This window comes from Streptomyces uncialis (genome assembly GCF_001905345.1).
Taxonomy (GTDB): Bacteria; Actinomycetota; Actinomycetes; order Streptomycetales; family Streptomycetaceae; genus Streptomyces; species Streptomyces uncialis.
The window spans coordinates 498,312-520,158 of sequence record NZ_LFBV01000010.1 but is presented as its reverse complement, the minus strand read 5'-3'; the positions used below and the strand labels follow the sequence as shown (position 1 = coordinate 520,158).

General features: G+C 74.7%; 12 protein-coding genes. 1 reads left to right on the top strand and 11 read right to left on the bottom strand.

The window, feature by feature from the left end; all coding sequences use genetic code 11:
• Nucleotides 1-189 precede the first annotated feature (189 nt).
• The 4 genes from AB852_RS32460 to AB852_RS32445 form a co-directional block, all read right to left on the bottom strand.
• Nucleotides 190-1,221, bottom strand: a complete 1,032-nt coding sequence (locus AB852_RS32460) for an ABC transporter ATP-binding protein (RefSeq protein WP_079185077.1) — start codon at nucleotides 1,219-1,221, stop codon at nucleotides 190-192.
• Between the two features lie 76 nt (nucleotides 1,222-1,297).
• The gene (locus AB852_RS32455) at nucleotides 1,298-4,327 is read right to left on the bottom strand and encodes an FtsX-like permease family protein (RefSeq protein WP_245876997.1); all 3,030 of its coding nucleotides are present in this window, start codon (nucleotides 4,325-4,327) and stop codon (nucleotides 1,298-1,300) included.
• A gap of 470 nt (nucleotides 4,328-4,797) precedes the next feature.
• Nucleotides 4,798-8,184 (bottom strand): ABC transporter permease, encoded by a 3,387-nt coding sequence (locus tag AB852_RS32450; protein ID WP_073793766.1) that lies wholly within the window; start codon nucleotides 8,182-8,184, stop codon nucleotides 4,798-4,800.
• Between the two features lie 598 nt (nucleotides 8,185-8,782).
• Nucleotides 8,783-9,196, bottom strand: coding sequence for a globin (locus tag AB852_RS32445; protein WP_073793765.1), 414 nt, complete (start codon nucleotides 9,194-9,196; stop codon nucleotides 8,783-8,785).
• Nucleotides 9,197-9,293: 97 nt separating this feature from the next.
• Here AB852_RS32445 and AB852_RS32440 point away from each other — a divergent pair, with 97 nt between their 5' ends.
• The gene (locus tag AB852_RS32440; protein WP_073793764.1) at nucleotides 9,294-10,298 is read left to right on the top strand and encodes a methyltransferase domain-containing protein; all 1,005 of its coding nucleotides are present in this window, start codon (nucleotides 9,294-9,296) and stop codon (nucleotides 10,296-10,298) included.
• A gap of 111 nt (nucleotides 10,299-10,409) precedes the next feature.
• Here AB852_RS32440 and AB852_RS32435 read toward each other — a convergent pair whose 3' ends face one another.
• From AB852_RS32435 to AB852_RS32405, 7 genes are all read right to left on the bottom strand, one after another.
• Nucleotides 10,410-11,627, bottom strand: a complete 1,218-nt coding sequence (locus tag AB852_RS32435; protein ID WP_073793763.1) for an FHA domain-containing protein — start codon at nucleotides 11,625-11,627, stop codon at nucleotides 10,410-10,412.
• A gap of 98 nt (nucleotides 11,628-11,725) precedes the next feature.
• On the bottom strand, nucleotides 11,726-13,069 hold the full coding sequence (locus AB852_RS32430) for a vWA domain-containing protein (protein WP_073793762.1): 1,344 nt from the start codon (nucleotides 13,067-13,069) through the stop codon (nucleotides 11,726-11,728).
• A 78-nt stretch (nucleotides 13,070-13,147) separates the two neighbouring features.
• Nucleotides 13,148-14,620 carry a PP2C family protein-serine/threonine phosphatase gene (locus AB852_RS32425; protein ID WP_073794350.1) on the bottom strand — a complete coding sequence of 491 codons (1,473 nt, stop codon included), beginning with the start codon at nucleotides 14,618-14,620 and terminating at the stop codon, nucleotides 13,148-13,150.
• 3 nt (nucleotides 14,621-14,623) lie between these two features.
• A complete protein-coding gene (locus AB852_RS32420) occupies nucleotides 14,624-17,323 on the bottom strand; it encodes a serine/threonine-protein kinase (protein ID WP_073793761.1) in 2,700 nt (899 codons plus the stop codon).
• Complete coding sequence (locus AB852_RS32415; protein ID WP_073793760.1) at nucleotides 17,320-18,648, bottom strand: hypothetical protein; 1,329 nt, start codon at nucleotides 18,646-18,648, stop codon at nucleotides 17,320-17,322. Before AB852_RS32415 ends, AB852_RS32420 begins: the two co-directional genes overlap by 4 nt.
• Nucleotides 18,649-18,835: 187 nt before the next feature.
• Complete coding sequence (locus AB852_RS32410; RefSeq protein ID WP_073793759.1) at nucleotides 18,836-19,810, bottom strand: glutamate ABC transporter substrate-binding protein; 975 nt, start codon at nucleotides 19,808-19,810, stop codon at nucleotides 18,836-18,838.
• 14 nt (nucleotides 19,811-19,824) lie between these two features.
• A complete protein-coding gene (locus AB852_RS32405; RefSeq protein ID WP_073793758.1) occupies nucleotides 19,825-21,297 on the bottom strand; it encodes a hypothetical protein in 1,473 nt (490 codons plus the stop codon).
• Nucleotides 21,298-21,847 lie beyond the last annotated feature (550 nt).

The following is a 21,847-nucleotide window of genomic DNA, read 5'->3' as shown; positions in this document are numbered from 1 at the left end:
CCTCGCGCCCCTGAGGCCGCGCCCCTTGCGCTCCCCGTTCGGCTGCGGACGGCCCTTGGTTGCTCGCGCGGTTTCCCGCGCCCCTGGGCGCACTTGTTCCTGTGCGGGTCCGACGTGGGGCGCGGTTCCCCGCGCCCCTTCGGGGCGCCACATCCTGGCGTACCCGGCCCGGTGCCCAGGTCCGGTGGGTCACTCCGGGTGAGGGGTGGGGGAGTGGTCCGCGGGCCATACGCCGATGTGGTCCTCCTCGCGTTCCAGCAGGACCCGGTCCCGCATCCCGAGGCTCTCGGTGTACTCGGCGGGCAGCTGGAGCCGTCCCGCGCGGTCCAGCATCGCGTACTCCCGCGCGACCAGGGACTCCTCGCCCGTCGTCGCGTCGACCTCCGTACGGCGCAGCACCTCCGTGGAGGTACGGCCGTCGCGGATCGCGACCGTGCGGCGGACCTCCCCGGCGACCGCCTGGTCGTGGGTGACGATGACGACCGTGGTGCCGAGCTGCTCGTTCGCCGTGCGGAACGCGGCGAAGATCTGCTCGGCGGTGTGCGAGTCGAGTTCCCCGGTCGGCTCGTCGGCCAGCAGCACCGACGGGTTGTTGGCGAGGGCCACGGCGATCGCGGCGCGCTGCTGCTGTCCGCCGGACATCTGGTGCGGACGGCGGTCACGGCAGTCCGCGACCTCCAGCATCCCCAGCAGTTCCACGGCCCGCTCCGACCGCGCCCGGCGTGAGCGCGGTCCGTCCGGACCCGGCGCGCCCCGCAACTGCATCGGCAGGGTGACGTTCTGCGCGGCCGTCAGATAGGGCAGCAGGTTCCGGGCGGTCTGCTGCCATACGAACCCGACGACCTCGCGGCGGTACGCCAGCCGCTCCTTCGCGCCCATGGTGAGCAGATCGCGGCCCGCGACGCTCGCGGCACCCGCCGTCGGCTCGTCCAGTCCCGCGAGGATGTTCATCAGCGTGGACTTGCCGCTGCCCGACGCGCCCACCAGCGCCATCAGTTCGCCCTCCCGGACCAGCAGGTCCAGGCCCTGGAGCGCCTGCACCTCGACCCCGTCCGTGGAGAAGATCCGCACCAGCCGGTCACAGCTGATCAGCGCGTCGTGCCCGAACGCGGGCCGGGTGCGCCGGTCGGCGGCGCGGCGTTCCAGCTCCGCGAGCGAGGTGGCCTGACCCTTCCCGGCGGGGGAGGAGGTGCTGGGGCCGGTGGTCGAGGTGGTCGTCATGAGAGGTGCTCCCGGGGTGGGGCCGTCGGTGTACGGGACACGTCGTGGTGGGTCGTGGTCGTCGTCGGGCTCGTGGTCATCGGTCGCCGATCCTCAGCTCCTGGACGGAGTCGCGGCGGCCGGTCCACCACGCCTGGAGGGCGGCGACACCGACCGTCAGCACGACGACGGCGAGGGAGGGCACCAGCAGCGACACCGGATCGGCCCGCAGCCCGGCGATCGGGGCCGTCGTCCCACCGGCCGCCGCGGCGAGCGCGACGGCCGTGAGGTCGGTACCGGGCGCGAGCAGCCGGATCGCCGCCCACCCCGCCACCGCGCCACCGGCCGACGCGAGCAGCGCCTGTGGGAGCGATTCCAGGACGAGCAGCCTGCGACCGTCGCGGCGGGTCAGCCCCATGGTGCGCAGCCGCGCCAGCAACGCGGCCCGCTCGGGAGCCGCGCGGGCGAGCGACAGCAGCAGTGCCAGGGCCGCGTATCCGGCGCCCGCGGCGACGGCGGCCAGATAGATCCGCTCGGCGCCAGACTGGAGGGGCGAGTCGGCGTAGCGGGCGCGCTCCTCGGTGCGCAGATGGACGACCGTCTCGTCGCCCGCGGCCTTGGCCAGTGGTTCCCGGTCGAGCCGGTCACCGGTCAGCAGAAGGGTGGTCGGCCGGAGCGGTCCGCCCAGGGCGCGGGCGTCCACGACGAGGAATCCGGCGGCCTGGACCGCCGGTGTCGAGGCGCGGACGGCGGCCACCCGGACCTTGACGCGTTCCCCGTCGACGAGGAGGGTGACGGGCTTGTCGCCGAGGCGGGCGGCGGTGGCCGGGGCCGCCAACGCGGGCACCACACGGCCGTCGCCGTCGCCGGAACCCTGGGCATTGCCGGAACCACCGGAACCGTCGCCGCCCTCGCCGGAACCACCGGAACCGTCGCCGCCTCCGTCGGTCAGGACCGAGGGCGGGAACGCCCCGACGCCGACCCGCTCCGACAGCCGCGCGTACGCCTTCGCGTCGACCACGGCCAGCGGCACCCGCAGGTCAGGACCGGTCGCGCCGGCCCCGTCCGCCCCGTCGGCCGTGCCCGCGGACGACGTACCGGACGCGGACCCGGACCCGGACCCGGAAGCCGTGCCGGTGTCCGTCGCGGGGTCGCCGCCCAGGCCCTCCGCCATGGCGGTGTAGTCGACGGCCGCCTCGGTGACGCCGTCCACCCCGTCCACCGAGGCGACCCGCTTCGCCGCACCCGCGCCGAGCAGGTACCGCGCGTCGACGCGGGCGTCCGCGCCCGTGGCGAGGAGGGCGGCCCGCTCCCGGGTGTCCGCGACCCCGGCCAGTACCGAACCGCCGAACGCCGCCGTGGTCAGGGCGGTCAGCAGGGCCAGCAGCGGCAGCACCGCCGAGGCCGAGCCGCGGGCCGCGCGGGCCAGCGCCAGCTTCCCGGTCAGTCCGCGCAGGCGGCCGACCGGGCGGGCCAGCGCCCGCAGCGGCAGCGGATGCAGCCGGACGAGCAGCAGCGCGGCGATCACCCCGACCAGCACCGGGGCCAGGGCCACCAGGCCCTCGCCGCCGGAGGTGCCCCGGCGCCGAAGCGCCACGACGGCGCTCACGGCCACCGCCAGCGCGGTCAGTTCGGCGACCGTACGGTGCCGTGAGGGGCGGGCGCTCGTCAGATCCTCCCGGTCCTGGGAGACCCGTACGGGCCGGTGCGTGGCCATCGCGCGCACCGGCAAAGCCACGCAGGCCACGAGGGTCACCGCACCCGCGGCACCCGCCGCGAGCCATGGGCGTCCCTCCCCCACGAGGAGCAGCGCCGCCAGGAATCCCAGTGCCCCGGCGGGCACGGCCACGACGGCCGTTTCCGCGAACAGCCGTCCGCCGAGCGCGCGCAGCGAAGCGCCCCGCGCCCGCAGCACGGTGAACTCGGCGTGCCGGCGGCCCGCCGCGAGTCCGCCGGACATCAGCAGCACCACCAGCGCGACGGTGGCCGTGCCGGTCGCGGCGACCGTGATCAGCGGGGTGATGCCGGCACTCAGCTTCTGGTGCGCGATGAGGACGTCGTCCAGCTCGGTGCGCGCGGCGGTGTTGACGTCGGTGGCCCGGCGGACCTCCAGCAGCCCGCCGCCGTCGACGGTCGCCGTCACCGCAGCCTGGAGCGCGGACAGTTCGCCGCCGTCGAGGCTCCCGGTGTCCGGGGCGATGTTCCAGTACCGCTCGGGTTGGCCCGGGATGTCGAGCAGCGCGGGGGCGGCGTCCGGCGGCAGCAGCAGTCCGGCCAGCCAGTACGTGGGCGGGTCGGGGACGCGGCTCGGGACCCGCACGAGGCTCGGGGTGCGCAGCACGTCATGGGTGGACCAGTAGGCGCCCCGGGGGTTCTCCGGGGTGACGATGCCGGTGATCCGGATGCCCAGCGGACCGCGCAGCTCACCCGGGATACGGATCAGCGCACCCGTCTTGATGTTCAGCCGGGCGGCGGTCTCCTCGGTGACGACGGCCTCGACCTCGGGGCTGCGGGACGTGACGGTGCCGTCGGTACGGGGCATCCGGCCCTCGCGGACCCGGGCGTGCGAGGCGAGGTCCTGCTGGGTGGAGAGCACGAAACGCGGGTGCAGCCCCCGGGGGCGGGGCAGCCACTTCTCCCATGACTCGGGCGGCTCGGAGGTACGCACCCCGAACGAGGACTGGTCGCGGTCGGCGACGATCGGGGCCCGCAGCGCGTCGATCACCCCCTCGTACTCAGCGCGGATCTTGTCCGCGCCGAGGGCCGCCTCGCGTTCCTCCGGGGAGTGCTCCAGACCGGGCTGGGGGGCGTTGAACTGGATCGTGGTGCGGTGGGGCGTCGTCTCGGCGACGGCCTGGCGCAGTGCCTTGTCCCGGCTGCTGTCCATGGCGAGCGGGAACGCGGCGGCGAGGGCCGCGGTCAGCAGGACGAGCAGCGCGAGTGCGAAGGCCGTGCCCGGGGCGCTGCGCAGCCGGGTACGGACCCAGGGCACGGTGTGCCGTCCGACCCGCCGGTCCTCCGCCGCGCCGCCGCCCTCCGGGGGTGGGGGCGCGGGCCGGGAAGCCCGCCGTTCCCGTGCGGGTTCGTCGGGTTCCTCCGTGGGGCTGTTCGCCGCCTGTTCGTTCACTGTCCGCTCGTCCGTCCGCCGGTCGGTCGACCTCCGGCTCGCCGTGGGGGTTCGTGGGGTGGGGTGCGTGGCCTGGCCGTCCGGTGACGGTGGACGGTCCACGCTGCCGCCATCGCTGTCGCCGTCGCCGTCGTCCCGGTCCCGGTCCGGGGACCCGTCCCGGTCGGGGGCCGTCGGCCGATGGTGTCGGACCGGGGCCGCCGTCCCGTCCCGGTCCGGGCCCGGCGCTGGTGGCTCGTGTCGCTCCGGCAGATCGTCCCGGCTCAGGTCAGGTTCCCGGCCCAGGTCCCGTTCCCGGTTCTGACCCCGGCCGGAACCCGAACCCGAACCCGAACCCGTGCCCGAGTCCTGGCCCGAACCCGCGCCCGAACCCGAACCCGGACCCGCGCCCGAGCCCGCCCCCGAACCCGGGTCCCGCCCCCGCCCTCGCCCCCGCGGCCCGTCCCGCTCAGGCCCGTCGTCCCGTTCCGTCATCGTTCGACGACCTCCCCGAGCGCGCTCGCCAGCCGGGTCGGTCCGCGCAGCGGCAGGGCGGCGGTGATCAGCAGCGGGCCGAGCGCGACCAGGGCCAGCAGCAGGGCGACCTGGCCGGGCGGCAGTTCCACGAGGACCTGGGGCACGGGCTGGGTGGCGCCGGGGGTGAGGACGATCAGGGGTACCACCGCCCGGGTGAGGACCGTCCCCAGTGCCACACCGACGAGCAGGGCCACCGTCACGAGGATGCCCTGTTCGGCGGCGACGAGCCGGGCGAGCCGTCGTCTGGGGGTGCCGAGCGCCCGGAGCACGGCGAACTCGGCGGCGCGTTCCCGCAGCGCCCCGGCGGTGCTCACCCCGAAGCCCACCGCGGCGAGGGCCGCCGCCGTCAGGGCCACCGCGGTGAGCGCGGAACCGGGGCCCGCGCCCAGCGGGTCGTCCCGCAGAGCGTCGGCGATCTCGTCGCGCACGATCACCGACGCGGGGTCCGCGTCGGAACGGGACCGCAGCGCCGAAGCGGCCTCGGCGGACCGGCCGGGACCGGTCGTCAGCCACCACTCGTTGGGCGCGGGACCCGCACCGGTCTTCTGGACGAACATCCGGTTGACGGCCGCCAGGTCCATCAGCAGCGCACCGCCGTCCCGTTCGGCCACGGAGGAGGCCCCCGCCTCGGTGACGGACCCGTCGATGTCCGTCAGGGCCGCGCTCCGGGTGTCCGGTGCCGTCGTCGGCAGCGCCCGGACACTGCCGGTGATCCGTACGGGCAGGTTGACGCCGTTCACCGGGACCTCCACCCGGTCACCGGTGCGCGCGCCCAGGACCTCCAGGAAGCGGTCGGTGGCGATGGCCGTGAACTCGGTCGGTGCGGGCCGGTCCGCGATCAGCCGTACGGTGATCTCGGCGGGCATGGGGAACCAGCCGTCGGCCTCGACATGGGTCTGACCGGTGGTGTAGGTCATCGCGAGCCCGCCGCCCGGCTTCTTGTCCAGGGGGGTGCCGGCACGCTGCTCGGGGCCGGACACCGTCTCCTCCCCGGCGGTCTCCTTCGCCCCCAGCCAGTCGGCGCCGAGCGCGATGTCCCGCGGCCCGTCCCGGCCCTCGGCGGCGGTGGCCCGCAGGCCCTCCAGGGTGAGGGTGTGCTGTTCCTCGCGGCCCACCGGCTGCTGGACACCGACTTCCAGCCCGACCAGCGTGAGCGGCTCGGCGGCCCGGCCGTCGGACGCCCCGGCGGCGCCCGTGAGGTCCAGTGCGATCCGGTGCCGGTCGCCGTCGGCGGGCAGGTTCCCGCCGGGCAGCCGGTAGGTGACGCCGTACCGGTCCTCCAGGACCACCGACACCTTGGGCGGGCCGTCGGGCTCGCCGCCCTCGGGCACCTCCCCCGGGCCGGGGACCGACCGCAGCCGCATGTCCAGGGCCAGTTCGCCGGTGCCCTCGGGGAGAGGTGTCCCCTGGGGCCCGGCACCCGTGTCCCGCTTCAGATCCTTGGTGAGGTTCCCCAGGTCCTCACGTATCAGGGTGCTCCCGGCGCCGCGCGCCATGTCGAGTGCGAGGACCGTCGCCTCGCGCCCGCCGGACAGCTGCATCGAGGTGCGCAGCGCGGGCGCCGCCCCCTCGATCCCCGGGGTGTCCTCGTACCGTCCCGCCTGCCCGAGCTGGGCCGCCCCCGAGGTGAGCACCCGGATCGGGGCCCCCGCCCGGAAGTCCGCCTGGTCGTCCTGCGAGCGGTCCCACGAGGCGCCCTGACCGATCGCCAGCATGCCCATCGCCACCGACAGGACGAGCAGCAGCACCGGCCCCGCGCCCCGCAGCGGACGGCGGCTGAACTGCCAGCCCGCGAGGGCCGAGGTCAGTCCCCGCCCGCTCGCCGCCCGGCGTTCCGCGAGCCGGGCGACCGGCGGCAGCAGCCGCAGGGTGAGCACCGTACCGGCGAGCAGCGCCAGCGCGGGCGCGGTCACGAGCAGCGGGTCGATGCCCAGCCGGCCGGTCCGGTCACCGCTCAGCGCGCCGGAACCGGAGGTCTGCTGGTCGAGCTGCCAGTAGGCGACGCCCGCGACGACCAGCAGCGCCAGGTCCGCCCCGGCCCGCAGCGGACCGGGCAGCGCGCGGGCGCGCGGCGGCCCCGCGGGGGTCGCCGAACCGAGCGCGGGCAGCGTCACCGCCAGCGCGCAGCCCAGTGCGACGGTCGCCGCGACCAGCCACACCGTGCCCGACGCCTCCGCGTCGACGCGCAGCCCGATCCGGGACAGCGCGCCCTGCCCGGTCAGCAGTCCGGTGAGCGGGCCCGCGAGCAGCGGGGCGAGCAGGGCGGCGGGCACCGCGAGAAGCAGGGCCTCCAGGGCGGCGAGCGAGGCGATCCGGCCGCGCGACGCGCCACGCGCCCGCATCAGCCCGGTCTCCCCGGCGCGTTCGGAGCTCAGCAGCCGGGCGACCAGCAGCAGGGTGTACCCGGCGAGCAGACAGAGCTGGAGCGCCACGATCAGCAGCGTCGAACGGGACACCAGCATCGCGCGTTCGGCCCGGTCGAGGACCCCGGGCAGCCCGGTCGACACCTCGTCGCTCCCGGCGAGCGCGGCGGACCCGCGCAGCGCTGCGGTGCCCTCCCGCGCGGCGTCGCGCAGCGCCCCGATCCGTTCGGTGGTCATCGCGGAGAAGTCCCCGGTCGCCAGCCACGCCGTCTCGCCCCTGCTGACCCGCCCCTCGGCGGTGAGCACCGAACGGTCGGTGAGCAGCGGCCCGTACGTCGCGAAGGACACCTTCTGCGCGCCGCGCCCGCGCAGCGGGTCGAGCTGCCAGTACGCGGCGCCGGTGGCGACGGGCCGGTACACACCGACGATCCGTATCCGCACGGCGGGGCCGTCGCGCCGGTCGCCCAGGGTGAGGGCGGAGTTCCGCGCCCCGGGGCGCACCCCCAGCTCGGCGGCGGCCGTCTCCGGCAGGGCCACCTCCACCCGGCCGCGCGCCGAGGGACGCGGCAGCCGGCCGTCGGTGACCCGGACCTGCGCCGGGTCGAGGGCGGCGAACTGGGTCAGATACGGGTTCCCGGCGCGGGCCGCGGGCGGCTGGAGGGACCGGGGGAGCGAGTAGGGGCCCGAGCGCACCAGATCGGTCACGGTGACGGGGAGCCCGTCGAACGCGGTCCTGGCGGCGTCTCGTACGGCGCTCTCGGCCGTCTTCCGCTCCGGGGTGCCGACCTCCGCCCTGGCGAGCAGCGCGGTCTCGGCGGTGTCCCGGGTGCGCAGGGAGTGCCGCAGCGCGGCGTCCCCGATGCCCCCGGAGAAGGCCGCCAGCGTGGAGAGGACCGTGGTGGTCAGCACCACGGCGATCAGCGCGGCGGCGAGCAGCAGGCGGTGCGCACGGACGCGCGCCAGTACGAACCCCGTCACTGCTGTTCCGCCCCCGTGTCCCCGTGCGTCCGCGCCGCGGATGCCTCATTCGTCGCTGTGCGGGCCGTACCGCTGTCGCGCGGTCCGCCGCCGCGGCGCCGGTCGTCGCCCGCGCCTGTCGTGCCGTCCGTGTCGTACGGGGGCACCGGGACCGGACAGACCGGTGGGCCACGCGTGTTCGACGAAGGTCCCCTGGATGTTTTCAGAGGTTCCCCGGCCGGGGAAAGGGGATGGACCGGAAAATGACGACCGGAATCCGACTATCGGGAGGTCGGGGACGGTTCCGGCGCCCCGGAGCGTCCGGGAACGGGCATGGCGAAGCCGCCCCCGGGCACCGGACCGGGGACACCGGGAACCGGCTGCTGAGAACCGGGCTGCCGAAACCCGTGACATCGGACACCGGGGCACCAAGCCACCGGGGCACCAAGCCACCGGGGCGCCGGACAGCGGGGCGCCGGACAGCGGGGCGCCGGACAGCGGGGCGCCGGACAGCGGGGCGCCGGACCTCGGGGCGCCGGACCTCGGGGCACCAAGCCACCAGGGCGCCGGACAGCGGGGCGGCGGACCCCGGGTCGTCGGAGGAGAGGGGAGCCGGGCGTCAGCCCTCAGTGTTGATCATGGAAGCGGCGGCGTACGTCATGTACCGCCACAGCTGCTCCTCGTGCTCCTCGGCCAGCCCCAGCTCGTCCACCGCGTCCCGCATGTGCCGCAGCCACGCGTCGTGCGCGGCGCGGTCCACCTGGAACGGGGCGTGCCGCATCCGGAGCCGGGGATGCCCGCGGGTGTCGCTGTACGTCCGCGGACCGCCCCAGTACTGGATGAGGAACAGCGTGAAACGCTCCTCGGCGGGCCCGAGGTCCTCCTCCGGATACATCGGACGCAGCAGGGGGTCTTCCGCGACCCCCTGGTAGAACCTGTGCACCAGACGGCGGAAGGTCTCCTCACCACCGACCTGCTCGTAGAAGGTCTGCTCCTGAAGCGTGCCTCGCCGGATCTCGTTCACACCGTCCATGGTCTCAGACGGGATGACGGAGGACCCGGGTCCTAGGACCCGGATACGGGGCCCCGGAGCCCTCGCGCAGCCCGCCGCGGCACAGCACAGTGGAGGCATGGCCCCGCATCCCGCGCCCGACGACCCCGCCGCCCCCGGTGACGACCTGGAACGGATCGCCGCCGAGGCCCGCGCGGGACTGGTCCGCGCGATCGCCGCGAGCGGCGCCTTCGAGGCCGACCCCGGCTGGCGGACCGCGTTCGAGGAGGTGCCGCGTCATCTCTTCGTGCCCTACTACTGGATCGGCACGGCCGGCGGCCATGAGCGGCTGTGGCGCGAGGACCCGGACCCGGCCCGGCGGGTGCGCTGGGTACGCGGCGCCTACGCGGACGCCCCGCTCGCGACCCGGCTGCGCGACGGTGAGCTGCTGTCGTCGTCCAGCCAGCCCTCGCTGATGGCCCGGATGCTGGCCGAACTGCGGGTACGGCCCGACTCCCGGGTCCTGGAGATCGGCGCGGGCACCGGCTACAACGCGGCGCTCCTCGCCCACCGGGTCACCGACGCCCGGGTCACCACCGTCGACCTCGACACGGAGATCACGGAGTCCGCGCGCACCCATCTGCGGGCCGCCGGACACACCCCCACCGTCGTCACCGGCGACGGCGCCCGGGGCTGGCCGGGCCGGGCCCCCTTCGACCGGATCATGGCGACCTGCACCCTGCCGTCCGTACCCCGGGCCTGGCTCGCGCAGTGCGCGCCGGACGCGCTGGTGCTCGCGCCGCTCGCCACGGGACTGATCCGTCTCACCGTGCGCGGCCCCGACCAGGCCGAGGGCCGCTTCCTGCACACCTCGGCGTACTTCGTGCCGCTGCGCGGCGCGGCCCGCCATCTGCCGGAACCCGGCTACTCGGGCGGGCTCCCGCGCCGCGCCCTGCACAGCGAACTGTTCCAGTTCCTGCTGGCGCTGACCGCCGGGACCCTGGACCCGCACGACGCCCTCACCCTGTGGCAGCGGGAGGGCCGTCCGGCCCGGGAACGCTACGGGGTCACCGTCCGCGGCGAGCACTCCTGGGCCTGGCTCGACGACCCCGACGGCCCGTACGCCTGGCCCCTCCCGCACTGACCCGGCACCGAACGAACGGGTCCGGGAGCGGCGGGGGCATCGACGGGAACGGCTGTCGGGGCACGCGGGATCCCGCGTGCCCCGGCAGCCGTTCCCGGACGGAAGAAGAAGCTAGCCGCGGTGGATCGTGATCGTCGTCCACGCCCCGACATGCACCCGGTCGCCGTCCTGGAGCGGTACGGGGGCGAACGGCTGGATCGGCTCGTCGGAGCCGTTCACGGTGGTGCCGTTGGTGGAGTTCTGGTCCACGATCGCCCAGCCGCCGTCCGGCTGCTGCACCAGCTTCGCGTGCTGGTGCGAGACACCCGGGTCCTCCGGCGGCACGGACAGGTCGATGTCCGGGACCTCGCCCGTGGAGTGCCGCCGCCGGCCGATGGTGATCTGGTTCCCGATCAGCGGACGCTGCTGCTCCGGCGAGTACGCGGGCAGGTTCAGCCCGGCCGCCTCCGGCCCGGAACGCTGCATCATCGCCAGGAAGTAGTCACGGTCCGGACCGATCGTCGCCGACCAGTTCGCGGGCTGCTGATAGCTCCCGGGGCCGGGCTGGGTGTACGGCAGATGATCGCCGCCACCGGGGCCCTGGCCGCCCGGTCCGCCCTGACCGTGCTGACCGCCGTGGCCGTGCTGACTCCCCGGGCCGTGCTGGCCGTGCTGGGAGCCCGAGGGCGGCGGGATCACCCAGTCGTCACCGTTGCCGTTGCCGAAGCCCTGCCCGGGGGGCGGGGGAGGCGGCGGTCCCTGACGCGGTCCGGCGTCCGGGAAGGAGCCGGGGTACGCGGGCGGCGCGGGGGGACCGGACTGCTGCTGGAAGGCGCTCGGCGCGCCGGGACCGCCCTGCGGCGGGGGCGGCGGTCCCCCGGGGGGGCCGCCGAACGGCGGGATCGGCTCGGCGGGCCGGTTCACCTGCGAGGGACGGGACCCCTGGTACCCGAACGGGTCGTGCCCCGAAGCCTGCGGGGGCCCGCCAGGGGGTCCTCCCGCGGGCGGCGGGAAATGCGACGGCGCGGGGCCGGGCCCGGGACCGCCGCCCGGCGGACGCGGCGCGGCCGGGGTGTACGACGTGGCCGTGTTGGTGAGGAAGTTCCACCGGCACTCCTCGCAGAACGGCGCCCCGCTCTCCCGGGGGGTGTGGCACTGCGGGCAGTACTCGGGCTGTATGGGGTCCTGTACCGCGCTCCCCGACGACTGCCCGCCGTGCACGGGCGGCGGGTAGCCGTACCCCTGGGCGGACGGCGGCGGTGGCGGCGGCACGGCACCGGCCATGCGGTGACCGCAGACCTCGCACCAGTCGTCCGAACCCGATTGGTGTCCGTTCGGGCAGGTCGGCATGTCGGCGCCTCCCCCTCTCCTCTTCCGGCCTGGGCCGGATGTCGGTCCGCCCGGCCGGGGGCCGGACGGGCAACGGCGGTGAGGCCGTTACCGTCTGCTCACTTCTTCACGCGGACGGTCTTGGTGGACCGTGTTTCGAGAGTCATCTCGTCGGCCACTTCGACCTTCGCCTTCAGTCGCACAGTACCCGCAGCCGCGTCGACCACGTCCACCACCTTGGCGAGCAGTTTGGCGGTGTCCGCGTTCCCGGAGGCGCTCGCGAGCTGGACCGCGCGGCCCAGTTTCGCCGTCGCCCCGTCCACATCGCCCGATTTGCGGGCGTCCAGTCCCTGCTGGATGACGCGTGCCAGTTCGGCCTGTCCGGTGTAGTGCGCGACCTGCGGATTGATCGACGTGGACGCCGCCATGTCGTCCGTCCACACCGCCCGCACCAGGTCCTGGGAGAGGGTCCGCGTCGTCCCGTCGGGCTCCCCGATCACCAGGGACACCCGCGCCGCGAGCATCTCCTGACCGATGGAGGCGGCGGGCACCTCGACGCATACGTGGTAGTCACGGGACTCGTCGCCCCATGAACCGGTGGGGTAGTCGCCCGCCCGGGGACCCGCCTCGGTGCGCCGCCCGGTCAGCTCCTCGACCTTCGGCGCCACCTGCTTCACGAACTTGACCTCGGCGCCCATCGGGGTCCACAGCCGCAGCCCCACATCGGCGATCTCCTTGCCCATCGCCGCCTCCATCATCCCGGTGAAGTCGGCGGCGAGCCCGGACGGATCGGCGACGATGTCCGCGGTGCCGAGCAGCGCGGAGGCTATCGCTGTGACCTCTTTCACTTCCCAGTCCGTACCGACACCGCGGGCGTCACAGGTGAAGCGGCCCGCGCACGCGTCGAGGGCGGACCGCAGCGCCTCGGGCGTCTCGTGCTCGTTGCGGCCGTCGGTGAGCAGGATGCCGTGCCGGATCGCGACGTCCGCCGAATCCAGCAGATGGTCGGCCAGCCGCAGCCAGGTGCCGATCGCGGTGCCGCCCCCGGACGTCAGCTGGCGCAGCGCCTCCTTGGCCTGCCCCCGGGTCGTCGCACTCGCCACCGCGAGGCCCTGCCCGCCCGGGTAGACCTCCTTGGCGACATGCGTCCCGGCGACCACCGCGAACCGCACCCCGTCCCGCAGGGTGTCGATCGCGGCGGCCGTCGCGTCCCGGGCGCCGCGCATCTTCGTCGCCGGGTAGTCCATCGACCCCGAACAGTCGACCATGATCACCACGGCCGCGTCGGGGACCTGCCCGGGCCGGTACGACGGGGACCCGCCGGCCACCTGACCGACCGTGCCGCCACCGGTCGCGGTGACCGTCACGATCGCGTTGACCTCACGCCCGCCCTCCGGCAGGTATTCGTTCTGGTACACCTCCACCGAGAACCGTGGTACGGACGGTTTCGAGAAATTGGCCATGGTCTCCGCTCCCCCTCGTGGTCCCACGACGCGTGGGCGTGCTGCTGTCATCGACTCCGGTGACGGTGGACTCCCCGGTCACGGACCGCCGGTGGCCGTCCGCTCCGCCGCCCCGCCCCAGGCCGATCCTGCCCCTTGCCCGGGGACCGGGAACGGAACCAGGGCCACTGTTACGTTGTCGTGGCCCCCGCCGTCCAGGGCGTGTCCGACCATCGTCCGGGCCGCCTGGAGCGGCCGGTCCGCCGCGTCCACCGGCAGCACCGAGGCCATCTCGTCCGCCGACTCGGCGTAGTTCCACAGACCGTCGGTGCACACCACGACGATCCCGGGCCGGTCCGGTTTGAACGACACGGTGTGGGGCTCCAGTTCGTACGCGTCGGCGCCGAGCCAGCCCGTGATGGCGTGGGCGCGCTCGTCGGCGTACGCCTCGGCCTCGCTCATCAGGCCCGCCGCGACCATCTGCGCCGCCCAGGAGTCGTCCTCGGTGAGCCGCGCCGACGGGCCCTCGCGGTCGATCGGCACCCAGTAGGCGCGGCTGTCGCCGACCCAGCCGATGATCAGCAGGTCCTTGGCGACGATCGCGCCCACCAGGGTGCACGCGGGCGCGTTCTGGTGGGCGGCGTGCTCCTGGTCCGTGCCGCCGTCCCCGGCCAGCGCGTTGACGGCCTCGGACGCGGCCAGGATCGCCTCGTGCATGGCCGCCTGCGGATGCGTCCCGAGGGCCAGCAGATCGAGGACGCGGGCGCTCGCCGCGCGGGACGCCGCGAGTGACGCCTCGTCGGGACGGCTCGCCGACGACACCCCGTCGCACACGATCGCCACCACGGCCGGGGAGCCGTCGGGCAGCGTGGCGGGGGACACGGCGTACGCGTCCTCGTTGCGGTGATGGCGCAGCCCCCGGTCGCTGACCGCCGCGAGGGTGTCCAACGACGTCTCCATATGGTCGCGTTCCCTCGGCTGGGCCTTGCCGCAGTGCTCGCAGTAGTCGTCCAGGGCCACTCGGCCCACCCCGCAGAAGACACAGGTGCGGGGGCTCGCGCCGGCCCCCGCGGGCGGCTGCGCGGCGGGCTCGTGCCCCGGGTCCTCACCGGTGGGCGTCCCCGCTTCCGGTGCCTCGGGGGCCTCGCCGGCGGGACGGGCCCGGGGGTCGGGGGCGGGCAGCGGGTAGTCGCCGGTGCCGGTGGGGCTTTCGGACGGGTCGTCCGTGCGGTAGCGCGGGCCGGTGCCGTCGGACGCGGGCTCCCCCGGGGGGAGTTCGCCGCCGCCGGACGTGGTGCCCGGGAGATCGGTCGCCAGATGCACCGGCGCGGGGGTGTCCGCGCTGTCCACCTCCGGCGCGGTGGGCCACCGCACCGCGCCCGCCGGGGCACCCGGGACGGCGCCCACGGCCCCGGGGCTCTGCATCGCGATGGTCGGATGGTCCTCCTGGCCGGTCCCGTCCGGTGACACACCGCGACCGCAGAACCCGCAGAACCGGTCACCCGGCTCCAACGGCTCCGCACACCTGGGGCACCGGGAACCGGCTGCCGACTCGGGCTGCTCCGACGACATCAATCACACCCATGTCCGGGGGCGGAAACGGTTGGCACGTTCCACCAGTTCGATCCTCTCCTCGCCGCCCCGCGCGAGCCGCGCCAGCGTGCGGTACGACCGTTCGAGCCCGAACCGCAGCCCGCGCTCGTCGAGCTCACTGCCGAGCAGCGCGGTACGGCCACCCGCGGCGCCCGCGGGGGCGGACCCCCGGCCACCGGAGAGTACCCAGTCCAGCGCCGTGCCCAGTACCTCGGCCGACAGCCGCTCCCGGCGTACCGCGTCGAGACCGAAGCCCTCCAGCGCCTCCACCTGGCCCGCCGCGGCCGTCAGATCGTCCAGCAGCGGCTCGTCCGGACCCGCGCCGGGGCGCCCCCGCAGCCGGGCGCGGACCGCCGCCACCCGGGCCGCCGTGTAGTGGATCGAGGACTCCGGCACCGACTCCAGCACCCGGACGGCGCCCCGCCGGTCACCCGCCGCGAGCCGCACCCGGGCCAGCCCGAACGCCGCCGAGACATAGCTCGGGTCGGTCGTCCACACCAGCCGGTAGTACTCGGCGGCGTTGTCCAGCTGACCCAGCACCTCCGCGCACACCCCGAGCGCCAGCTTGGGCGCGGGCTCGCCGGGGAACGCGTCGTACACCGCGTCGAAGGACAGCGCCGCCGTCTCGTGGTCGCCCGCCGCGAGCGAGCCGATACCCCGGTACCAGACGACCCGCCAGTCGTCGGCGTGGTCCCGCTCCAGCGCGGCCAGCGCCCGCCCGGCCCCCGCCTCGCCCATCTCCAGCAGGGCCCGCAGCTCCCGCAGCCGCAGCTCCAGCGATGTCCCCGGCGCGGATCGCAGCGCGCCGATCAGCTCGGCGGGCGCCGAGGTCGCCATCAGACCGGCGAGGAAACCGGCGTTGGGGTCGTGCGGGTCGACATGCGGCACGGGCAGCGCCAGCGCCGCCGCGGTCGCCCCCAGCGGAAGAACCGGCGTGCCGGTTCGCGCCGGGGCGAGGGCGGCGGAGGAGGACGGCCCGCCGCCGGTCCCGGGCGCCCCGCCCTGATGCGGGACGGTGGCCGCGCCGGGGGTACCGGCGACCGGGACGGCTCCCGTGGCGCCGGGTCCGCCGCTCGACGGTACGGGGGCGGCCAGGGCGGCGGGCACGGGTGCGCCGGGCAGCGCCGTACCGCCGGGCAACGGGCCGCCGGGCAGCGCCGTACCGCCGGGTGTGCCGGGGACGGCCGTCCGGCCGCGCGCTCCGCCCGAGGTCCGCTCGCCCAGCAGCGACACCTCCACCCCGGCCGTCCCGAACAGCACGGTGTCCGTGACCTTCAGCTCCGGGCCGAACAGCGTCGACAGCGCGGGCTTGGGACGACCCGTCTGGACGGCGACGACCTCCCGCAGCACACCCGTCAGCTGCTCCGCCATCTCCTGCGCGGACGCGAACCGGCGCGCCGGGTCCGGGTCGGTGGCCCGTACCAGCAACCGGTAGAACGACTCGTACGTCCGGAAGACCTCGATGTTCTCCGGATCGGGCAGGGAGTCCACGAACACATTCGTGTAGCCCTGGAAGTCGAACGTCAGCACCGCGAGCGTCCGCGCCACCGTGTACAGGTCCGACGCCACCGACGGACCCACGTCCGCGACCTCCGGGGCCTGGTACCCCACCGTCCCGAAGATGGCCGACTCCTCGTCGTCGGTACGCCGTACCGCGCCCATGTCGATCAGCTTCAGCTGGTCCTCGGTCTGGATGGCGTTGTCGACCTTGAAGTCGCAGTACAGCAGATTGCGGCTGTGCAGATGCCCGAGCGCCTCCAGCGCCTCGATGCCGTACGCGCACGCCTGCTCCACCGGCAGCGGGTCGCGCTTGCCGGTGGGGGTCCGCCGCTCGTTGGCGATCTCCTTCAGCGACTTGCCGCCGACGTACTCCATGACGATGTACCCGTCCAGCGAGCCGGTGCGCTGGTCGAGATGCTCGACGAAGTTGTAGATCCGGACGATGTTCGCGTGCTCGATCTCGGCGAGGAACCTGCGCTCCGATATCGCCGCCGCCATCGCGTCCTGGTCACCCGTGTCCAGCAGACCCTTCAGCACCACCCAGCGGTCCGCCACCGCGCGGTCTATCGCCAGATAGATCCAGCCGAGCCCGCCGTGCGCCAGACAGCCCATCACCTCGTACTGCCCGCGCACGATGTCCCCGCCGCGCAGCTTCGGCACGAACGAGTACGGATGGCCGCACTTGGTGCAGAACCCCTCCGTACGTCCCTCCCGCTCGCCGCGCGAACGGCCCACCGGCGCCCCGCAGTCCGAACGCGAGCAGAACCGCTTGCGCTCCGGGACCTCCGGGTTGTCCAGCACCATCACACGCGGATCGGGACGCGGCACCCCCGGCACCTCGACCAGGCCCGCGCCGAGCCGCCCCCGGCTCGTCGCCGACGCCGCCGCGCCGGAACTGCGCACCGACACCGACCGGGCCGTCAACCGCCCCGACACCGACCGCGACAGCCGCCCGGACACCGAACGGCGCGACGCCGACGACCGCGACGAGGTACGGGACGACGCCCGGGAACCACGGGTCGACGTACTGCGCGAACCCCGGGTGCCGCCCGTGCCCCGGCTGCCGGACCCGCCCGGCGCGACCACCGGGGCCAGACCGCAGGTGCCGCAGTACAGCTCACCGCCGCCCATGTCCTCGTACAGGCCCTCGCATTCGGGCCGCTGGCATGTCGTCTCGGTCATCGCTCCCCCCTCCGGTCCATGGGACCGCTCTGCTCGGGCACCGCGGGCACCAGCACCTCGGCCGCCGCCCGCTGATAACGCAGCACCGCCGACTCCGCCGCCCGCAGATCGCACGGCGCGCTCCACAGCATCCGGCGCGCCACGTCGTACCGCTCGATGAGCAGCGGGTCCTCCGCCATGCCGTGCCGTGCCACCTTCGCCTTGTACGCGTCCAGCCTGCCCCGCAGCTCCGCGCGGACCGCGAGCGGGGCCGTCACCGCCGTGAGCGACTCACGGGCCCGCAGCAACTCGTCCTCCGCGCGCCGCTCCAGCGCCTCCAGCAGCGGCGACAGCCGGTGCCACTGCCCATGGCGACGGTACTCCGCCGCCGTCGACACCTGCTCCTGGAGGGCCGTGGAGGGACCCGACACGGCCGGGACCTCCGAAGCCGCGATCTTCGCCAGCACCTCCCCGCGCGCGGAACGGGCCTCCGCGAGCGTACGGTCCGCGCGGGACAGGATGTCCCGCAGCCGCATCAGCCGTGACTCCGCGTCCTGACGGACCGTCAGCACCGCGTCGATCTCGCGCCGCACCTCGTCCAGCGCGCGCGCCTCCCGGTCGTACCGCTCGGTGTCCGGACGGCCGCCGCCGGGCGCCGAACTCCCGCGCGCGGGGCGCCAGAACTCCAGCGGGTCCGACACGACCTGCTCCCGCAGGGCCGTCAGCGTGCGGGTGATGCGCTCCAGATCGTCGCCCGAGGGATGCTCACCGGGGCGCACCCCCACCGAGTGGGCGAGCCCGCGGGTGCGCTGGAGCTCCGCCGCCAGCAGATCGATCCGCGCGGGCAGCGCCGACCACACCGCGTCCGCCGCGACCACCACGTCCAGCGAGGCCGCGTACAGGTCGTTCATCCGGGAGACCAGGTCCTCCAGGGTGAAACTGCTGCTCAGCTTCGCCGGGCCCGTGATCGCCGGCATCGGCTGCCCGCCCGGGACGGGCTGCCCGCCGGGCACGGTGACGCTCTCCCCGCGCAGCAGCTCCGTGAGCCGCGTCAGATCCTCCTGGTTCGACCAGCGCCTGCGGGCCCGCAGCTCGCGCGCCGACCGCAGCACCTCCGTGTAGCGGTCGAAGTACGTCCACAGCAGGGTGATCGCGCCGTCCGTCACGGCCCACCGCTCCTGGGTGACACCGGTCAGCCGGGCGCCTTCGAGGAGCCTGCGGCCCGCATGGTCCTGGAGCGCGAGGAGCGAGGTCTCGATCGCCTCGTGCTCCGCGCCGAGCCGCGCCAGCGCACGGTCCACCTCGTCCCGGTCCATCACCGGACCAGCGGGACCCGTGCCGCCCATCGATCACCTCGCCGTTCTCCGTGCCGCTCCGGGGACCGGGTCCGGTCCGCCGCCGTCCTGCCCTGCGGTGCTCTGCCCTGCGGTGCCCTGTCGTGCCCGGCCGTCGTGGTGCTCAGCCCTCGTGGTGCCGGGCCCTGCCGCCCCTGTCCGGCCGTGCGGTCGGTGTCCGGCGGGCCGGTGCCCCCGCTCAGTCGCGGTACTGCGGCTCGGGCGGCTTCCCGCCCTTGCCGAGGTCCTCCGCCAGCCAGTCGTCGTACGACTCCTGCCAGTCGCCCCGCCGGTAGTCCACCAGCACCTGGTTGACCCGGCGGACCAGATCGTCCGCGCCCTTCTTCATCGCGACGCCGTAGTACTCGGTGTTGTACGGCTTGCCCTTCAGCTCGACGGTCGGGTCCTGCGCCGCCTGACCCGCCGCCAGCGCGCTGTCGGTCACCACCGCGTCGACCTCACCGAGCTGGAGCCGCACCAGGCAGTCCAGCTGGTTGGGCACCGTCACCGAGATGTCCGCGCCGAAGCTCCGCTTCTTGAGTTCCGTCTCGGCCGTGGAGCCCGTCGCCGAGCAGACCCGCTTGCCGGCCAGCGTGCCGTTGAAACCGGTGATCGGCGAGGTACGCGGAGCGAAGACCTGCACCCCCGTCTTGAAGTAGGCCGTCGAGAAGTCGACTTCCTTGAGGCGCTCGCAGGTGATCGTCATCGTCCGCACGATCATGTCGACATGCCCGTCCTTGAGCGCGGGTATCCGCTGGTTCGTCGGAATGGCCCGGTACTGGACCGTACCGCCCTCGGGGAGTATCGCGTCGGCTATCGCCCGCGCCAGATCGATGTCGAACCCCTCAAGGCTGCCGCTCTCCTTGTTCGGGTCGCGGTAGCCCCAGCGGTAGCTGTTCTGGTCCACGCCGATCACCAGCCGGCCCCGCTCGCGGATCTCGGACACCGTGGGCCCGGCGTTCGACGTCGAGGGCCGCAGGCTCGACGCCTCCGGCTTGCAGTCCGCCGCCTTCGTCCGGATGACGTCGGCCACCCCCGTGCCGCCCAGCGCGGGGGCACCGCTCCCGCCGCCGCGGGTCACCGGCAGCAGGACGAAGAGCGCCGTCAGCACACAGGCCACCGCCATCGCGGCGACCCCGCCCCAGCCCCGCAGGCTCACGCGTCGCGCACGCATCGTCGCGTCCCCTCTCACCGGTACTCCGAAAGCCTGCGGCCGATACCCAGCAGCGCGCCGGCGGCGGCCAGCACCGCGCCCGCGGCCGAACCCGGCGCCAGGCCCGTCATCGCGCCCCGGCCGCTCTCGGCCGCCTTCTCGAACTCGCCCCGCTCGTGCGTGAGCGCCTTGTCCAGCGCGGCGTCGACCGCGTCGAAGCACTCGCCCGTGGACTTGTCGTCCCCCGTGCCGATGATCTTGTTCAACGCGCCCTGGTAGTCCCCCGCGTCGTCCCGCTCACGGGCCACGTCATGACGCTTCTGCCATTCCTTCATCGCGTCCGTCGCGTCCGACACCGGGGTACTGCCGTCCGTGTCGTCCGCGAGCTCCGACGCCTGCGCCAGCAGACCCGGTGTGCCCGCGGAACCGGCGAGCAAACCCATCTGCTCGTCGAACGCCACATCGAACTTGTCGACCTGGTCGTCGCCGACCTTCACCGTCTCCGCGCCCCGGCTCACCAGCGTCAGGTTCTCGTTGCCCCGCGCCTTCAACGACGCGATACGGGCGTCGTTCAGCACGTTCAGCGAGCGTACGCCGTGCTCGTAGGAGTCGTTGAGCCCCGAGCGCGCCACGGTGTGGCCGACGGCCAGCCACAGCACCACCACCGTGGACGCCGCGGTCGCCCCGAGCAGCCCGTGGTTGAACACCCGGTTCGTGCGCCGGTAGTTGCGGCGCTGCGCCCAGCCCAGCGCGCCGAGCGCCACCACACCGAGGGCCAGCGCCACCCACGGATAGGGCGTCGCGCTGTCGTAGTCCGTCCGCAGGCGCGTGTTCTCGCCCTTGTACAGCTTCTCCGCCGCCGGAAGCATCTCCGTCTGCATCTTCTCGTTGGCGTACCGCAGATAGGCGCCCCCGAGGGGAAGGCCCTGGCGGTTGCTCGCACGGGCGCGCTCCACCAGACCCGTGTACTGCGGGAGCAGCCGGTTCAGCTCGGCGATCGCCGCGGCCGACGCGGAGCCGGGCTCCGCGCTGGTCGCCGCCGTGGCCAGCTTCTCCGACGCCGTCTCGATGTCCTGCCGGTAGCGCCGGGTCACCTCCTGCGGCTCCTGGCCGCCCGCGAGGAAACCGCTGGACGCCGCGGTGTTGGCGTCCGCCAGCGAGCGGTACACCGCCGCCGCGTCCCGGGTGAGGGGCTGGCTGCGCTTCAGCACGTGGTCCGCGGCGGTCGCGCGGTCCGTCATCTGCCAGGCCGTGACCCCGCCGAACGCGAGTACGAGCGCCGCGAGCACGGCGCCGATGATCCTGAGCCTGCCGGGCTCCGTCGTCGCCGCAGCGCGCAGCCGGTCCACGCCTTCGGCCCACGCCGTGCGGGGCGGCGGGGGCGGCGGGGCGCCGGGCGGGGGTGGCTGCGTCGTCGGTACGGGCGGCTGGGCGCCGGGCTGTACGGTGCCGTTCGGCTGCGCGCCTCGGCTCGGCGTCTGCGTCAATGCGACCTCCCCCGTGGTCATCCGTGTGCGTTTCCTCGCGTGTGCGGTGCGGCAAGTATCGCGGTGCGAGCGGTGCCGCGCACCGGCATTGACTCGATCTTGTGCCCCCCTTGGTGAATACGTCCCCCAGCCCCCATCGGTTCCACGAGGTCGCCTTCGCTTGCGCCTTTCAGGTCCGTCCGGCGGGACGCACTTGTCCCTGTGCGGGTCGTCCCGGGCCTGTCCGGCTGGGCGAACTTCGTTCCTGTGCCGTCGCTCGGTGGTTTCGCGCAGTTCCCCGCGCCCCTTTGGGGCGCCCCCTGCTTGTTCTTCGGGTCGGGGCCGGTCGGGATTCTCCGTCCTCGATCCGACACGCTCGGTACGACGTGTCCTTGCCGGACTGAAGAGCATCGGAGTCTGCGAGCAGAGATTCCCGCCCACCCCCTCCCGTAGCCGGGCGAGTCCGCGAGGAGGGGGGTTGAACCCCGGCCCCGGGCTGATGCCGGCCCGCACCCTGACGGCAGCCCCAGGTGGGCGCCGACCCGCACCCGAAGAGCGACCGCAAGGGGGCAGCATCCAGGGGCGCGGGGAA

Excerpts from the sequence above, each read along its gene's own strand:
- AB852_RS32420 (WP_073793761.1), bottom strand. The coding sequence starts at position 17,323 with ATGACCGAGACGACATGCCAGCGGCCCGAATGCGAGGGCCTGTACGAG.
- AB852_RS32440 (WP_073793764.1), top strand. The coding sequence starts at position 9,294 with ATGGCCCCGCATCCCGCGCCCGACGACCCCGCCGCCCCCGGTGACGAC.
- AB852_RS32405 (WP_073793758.1), bottom strand. The coding sequence starts at position 21,297 with ATGACCACGGGGGAGGTCGCATTGACGCAGACGCCGAGCCGAGGCGCG.
- AB852_RS32445 (WP_073793765.1), bottom strand. The coding sequence starts at position 9,196 with ATGGACGGTGTGAACGAGATCCGGCGAGGCACGCTTCAGGAGCAGACC.
- AB852_RS32460 (WP_079185077.1), bottom strand. The coding sequence starts at position 1,221 with ATGACGACCACCTCGACCACCGGCCCCAGCACCTCCTCCCCCGCCGGG.
- AB852_RS32430 (WP_073793762.1), bottom strand. The coding sequence starts at position 13,069 with ATGGCCAATTTCTCGAAACCGTCCGTACCACGGTTCTCGGTGGAGGTG.
- AB852_RS32410 (WP_073793759.1), bottom strand. The coding sequence starts at position 19,810 with ATGCGTGCGCGACGCGTGAGCCTGCGGGGCTGGGGCGGGGTCGCCGCG.
- AB852_RS32415 (WP_073793760.1), bottom strand. The coding sequence starts at position 18,648 with ATGGGCGGCACGGGTCCCGCTGGTCCGGTGATGGACCGGGACGAGGTG.
- AB852_RS32435 (WP_073793763.1), bottom strand. The coding sequence starts at position 11,627 with ATGCCGACCTGCCCGAACGGACACCAATCGGGTTCGGACGACTGGTGC.
- AB852_RS32425 (WP_073794350.1), bottom strand. The coding sequence starts at position 14,620 with ATGTCGTCGGAGCAGCCCGAGTCGGCAGCCGGTTCCCGGTGCCCCAGG.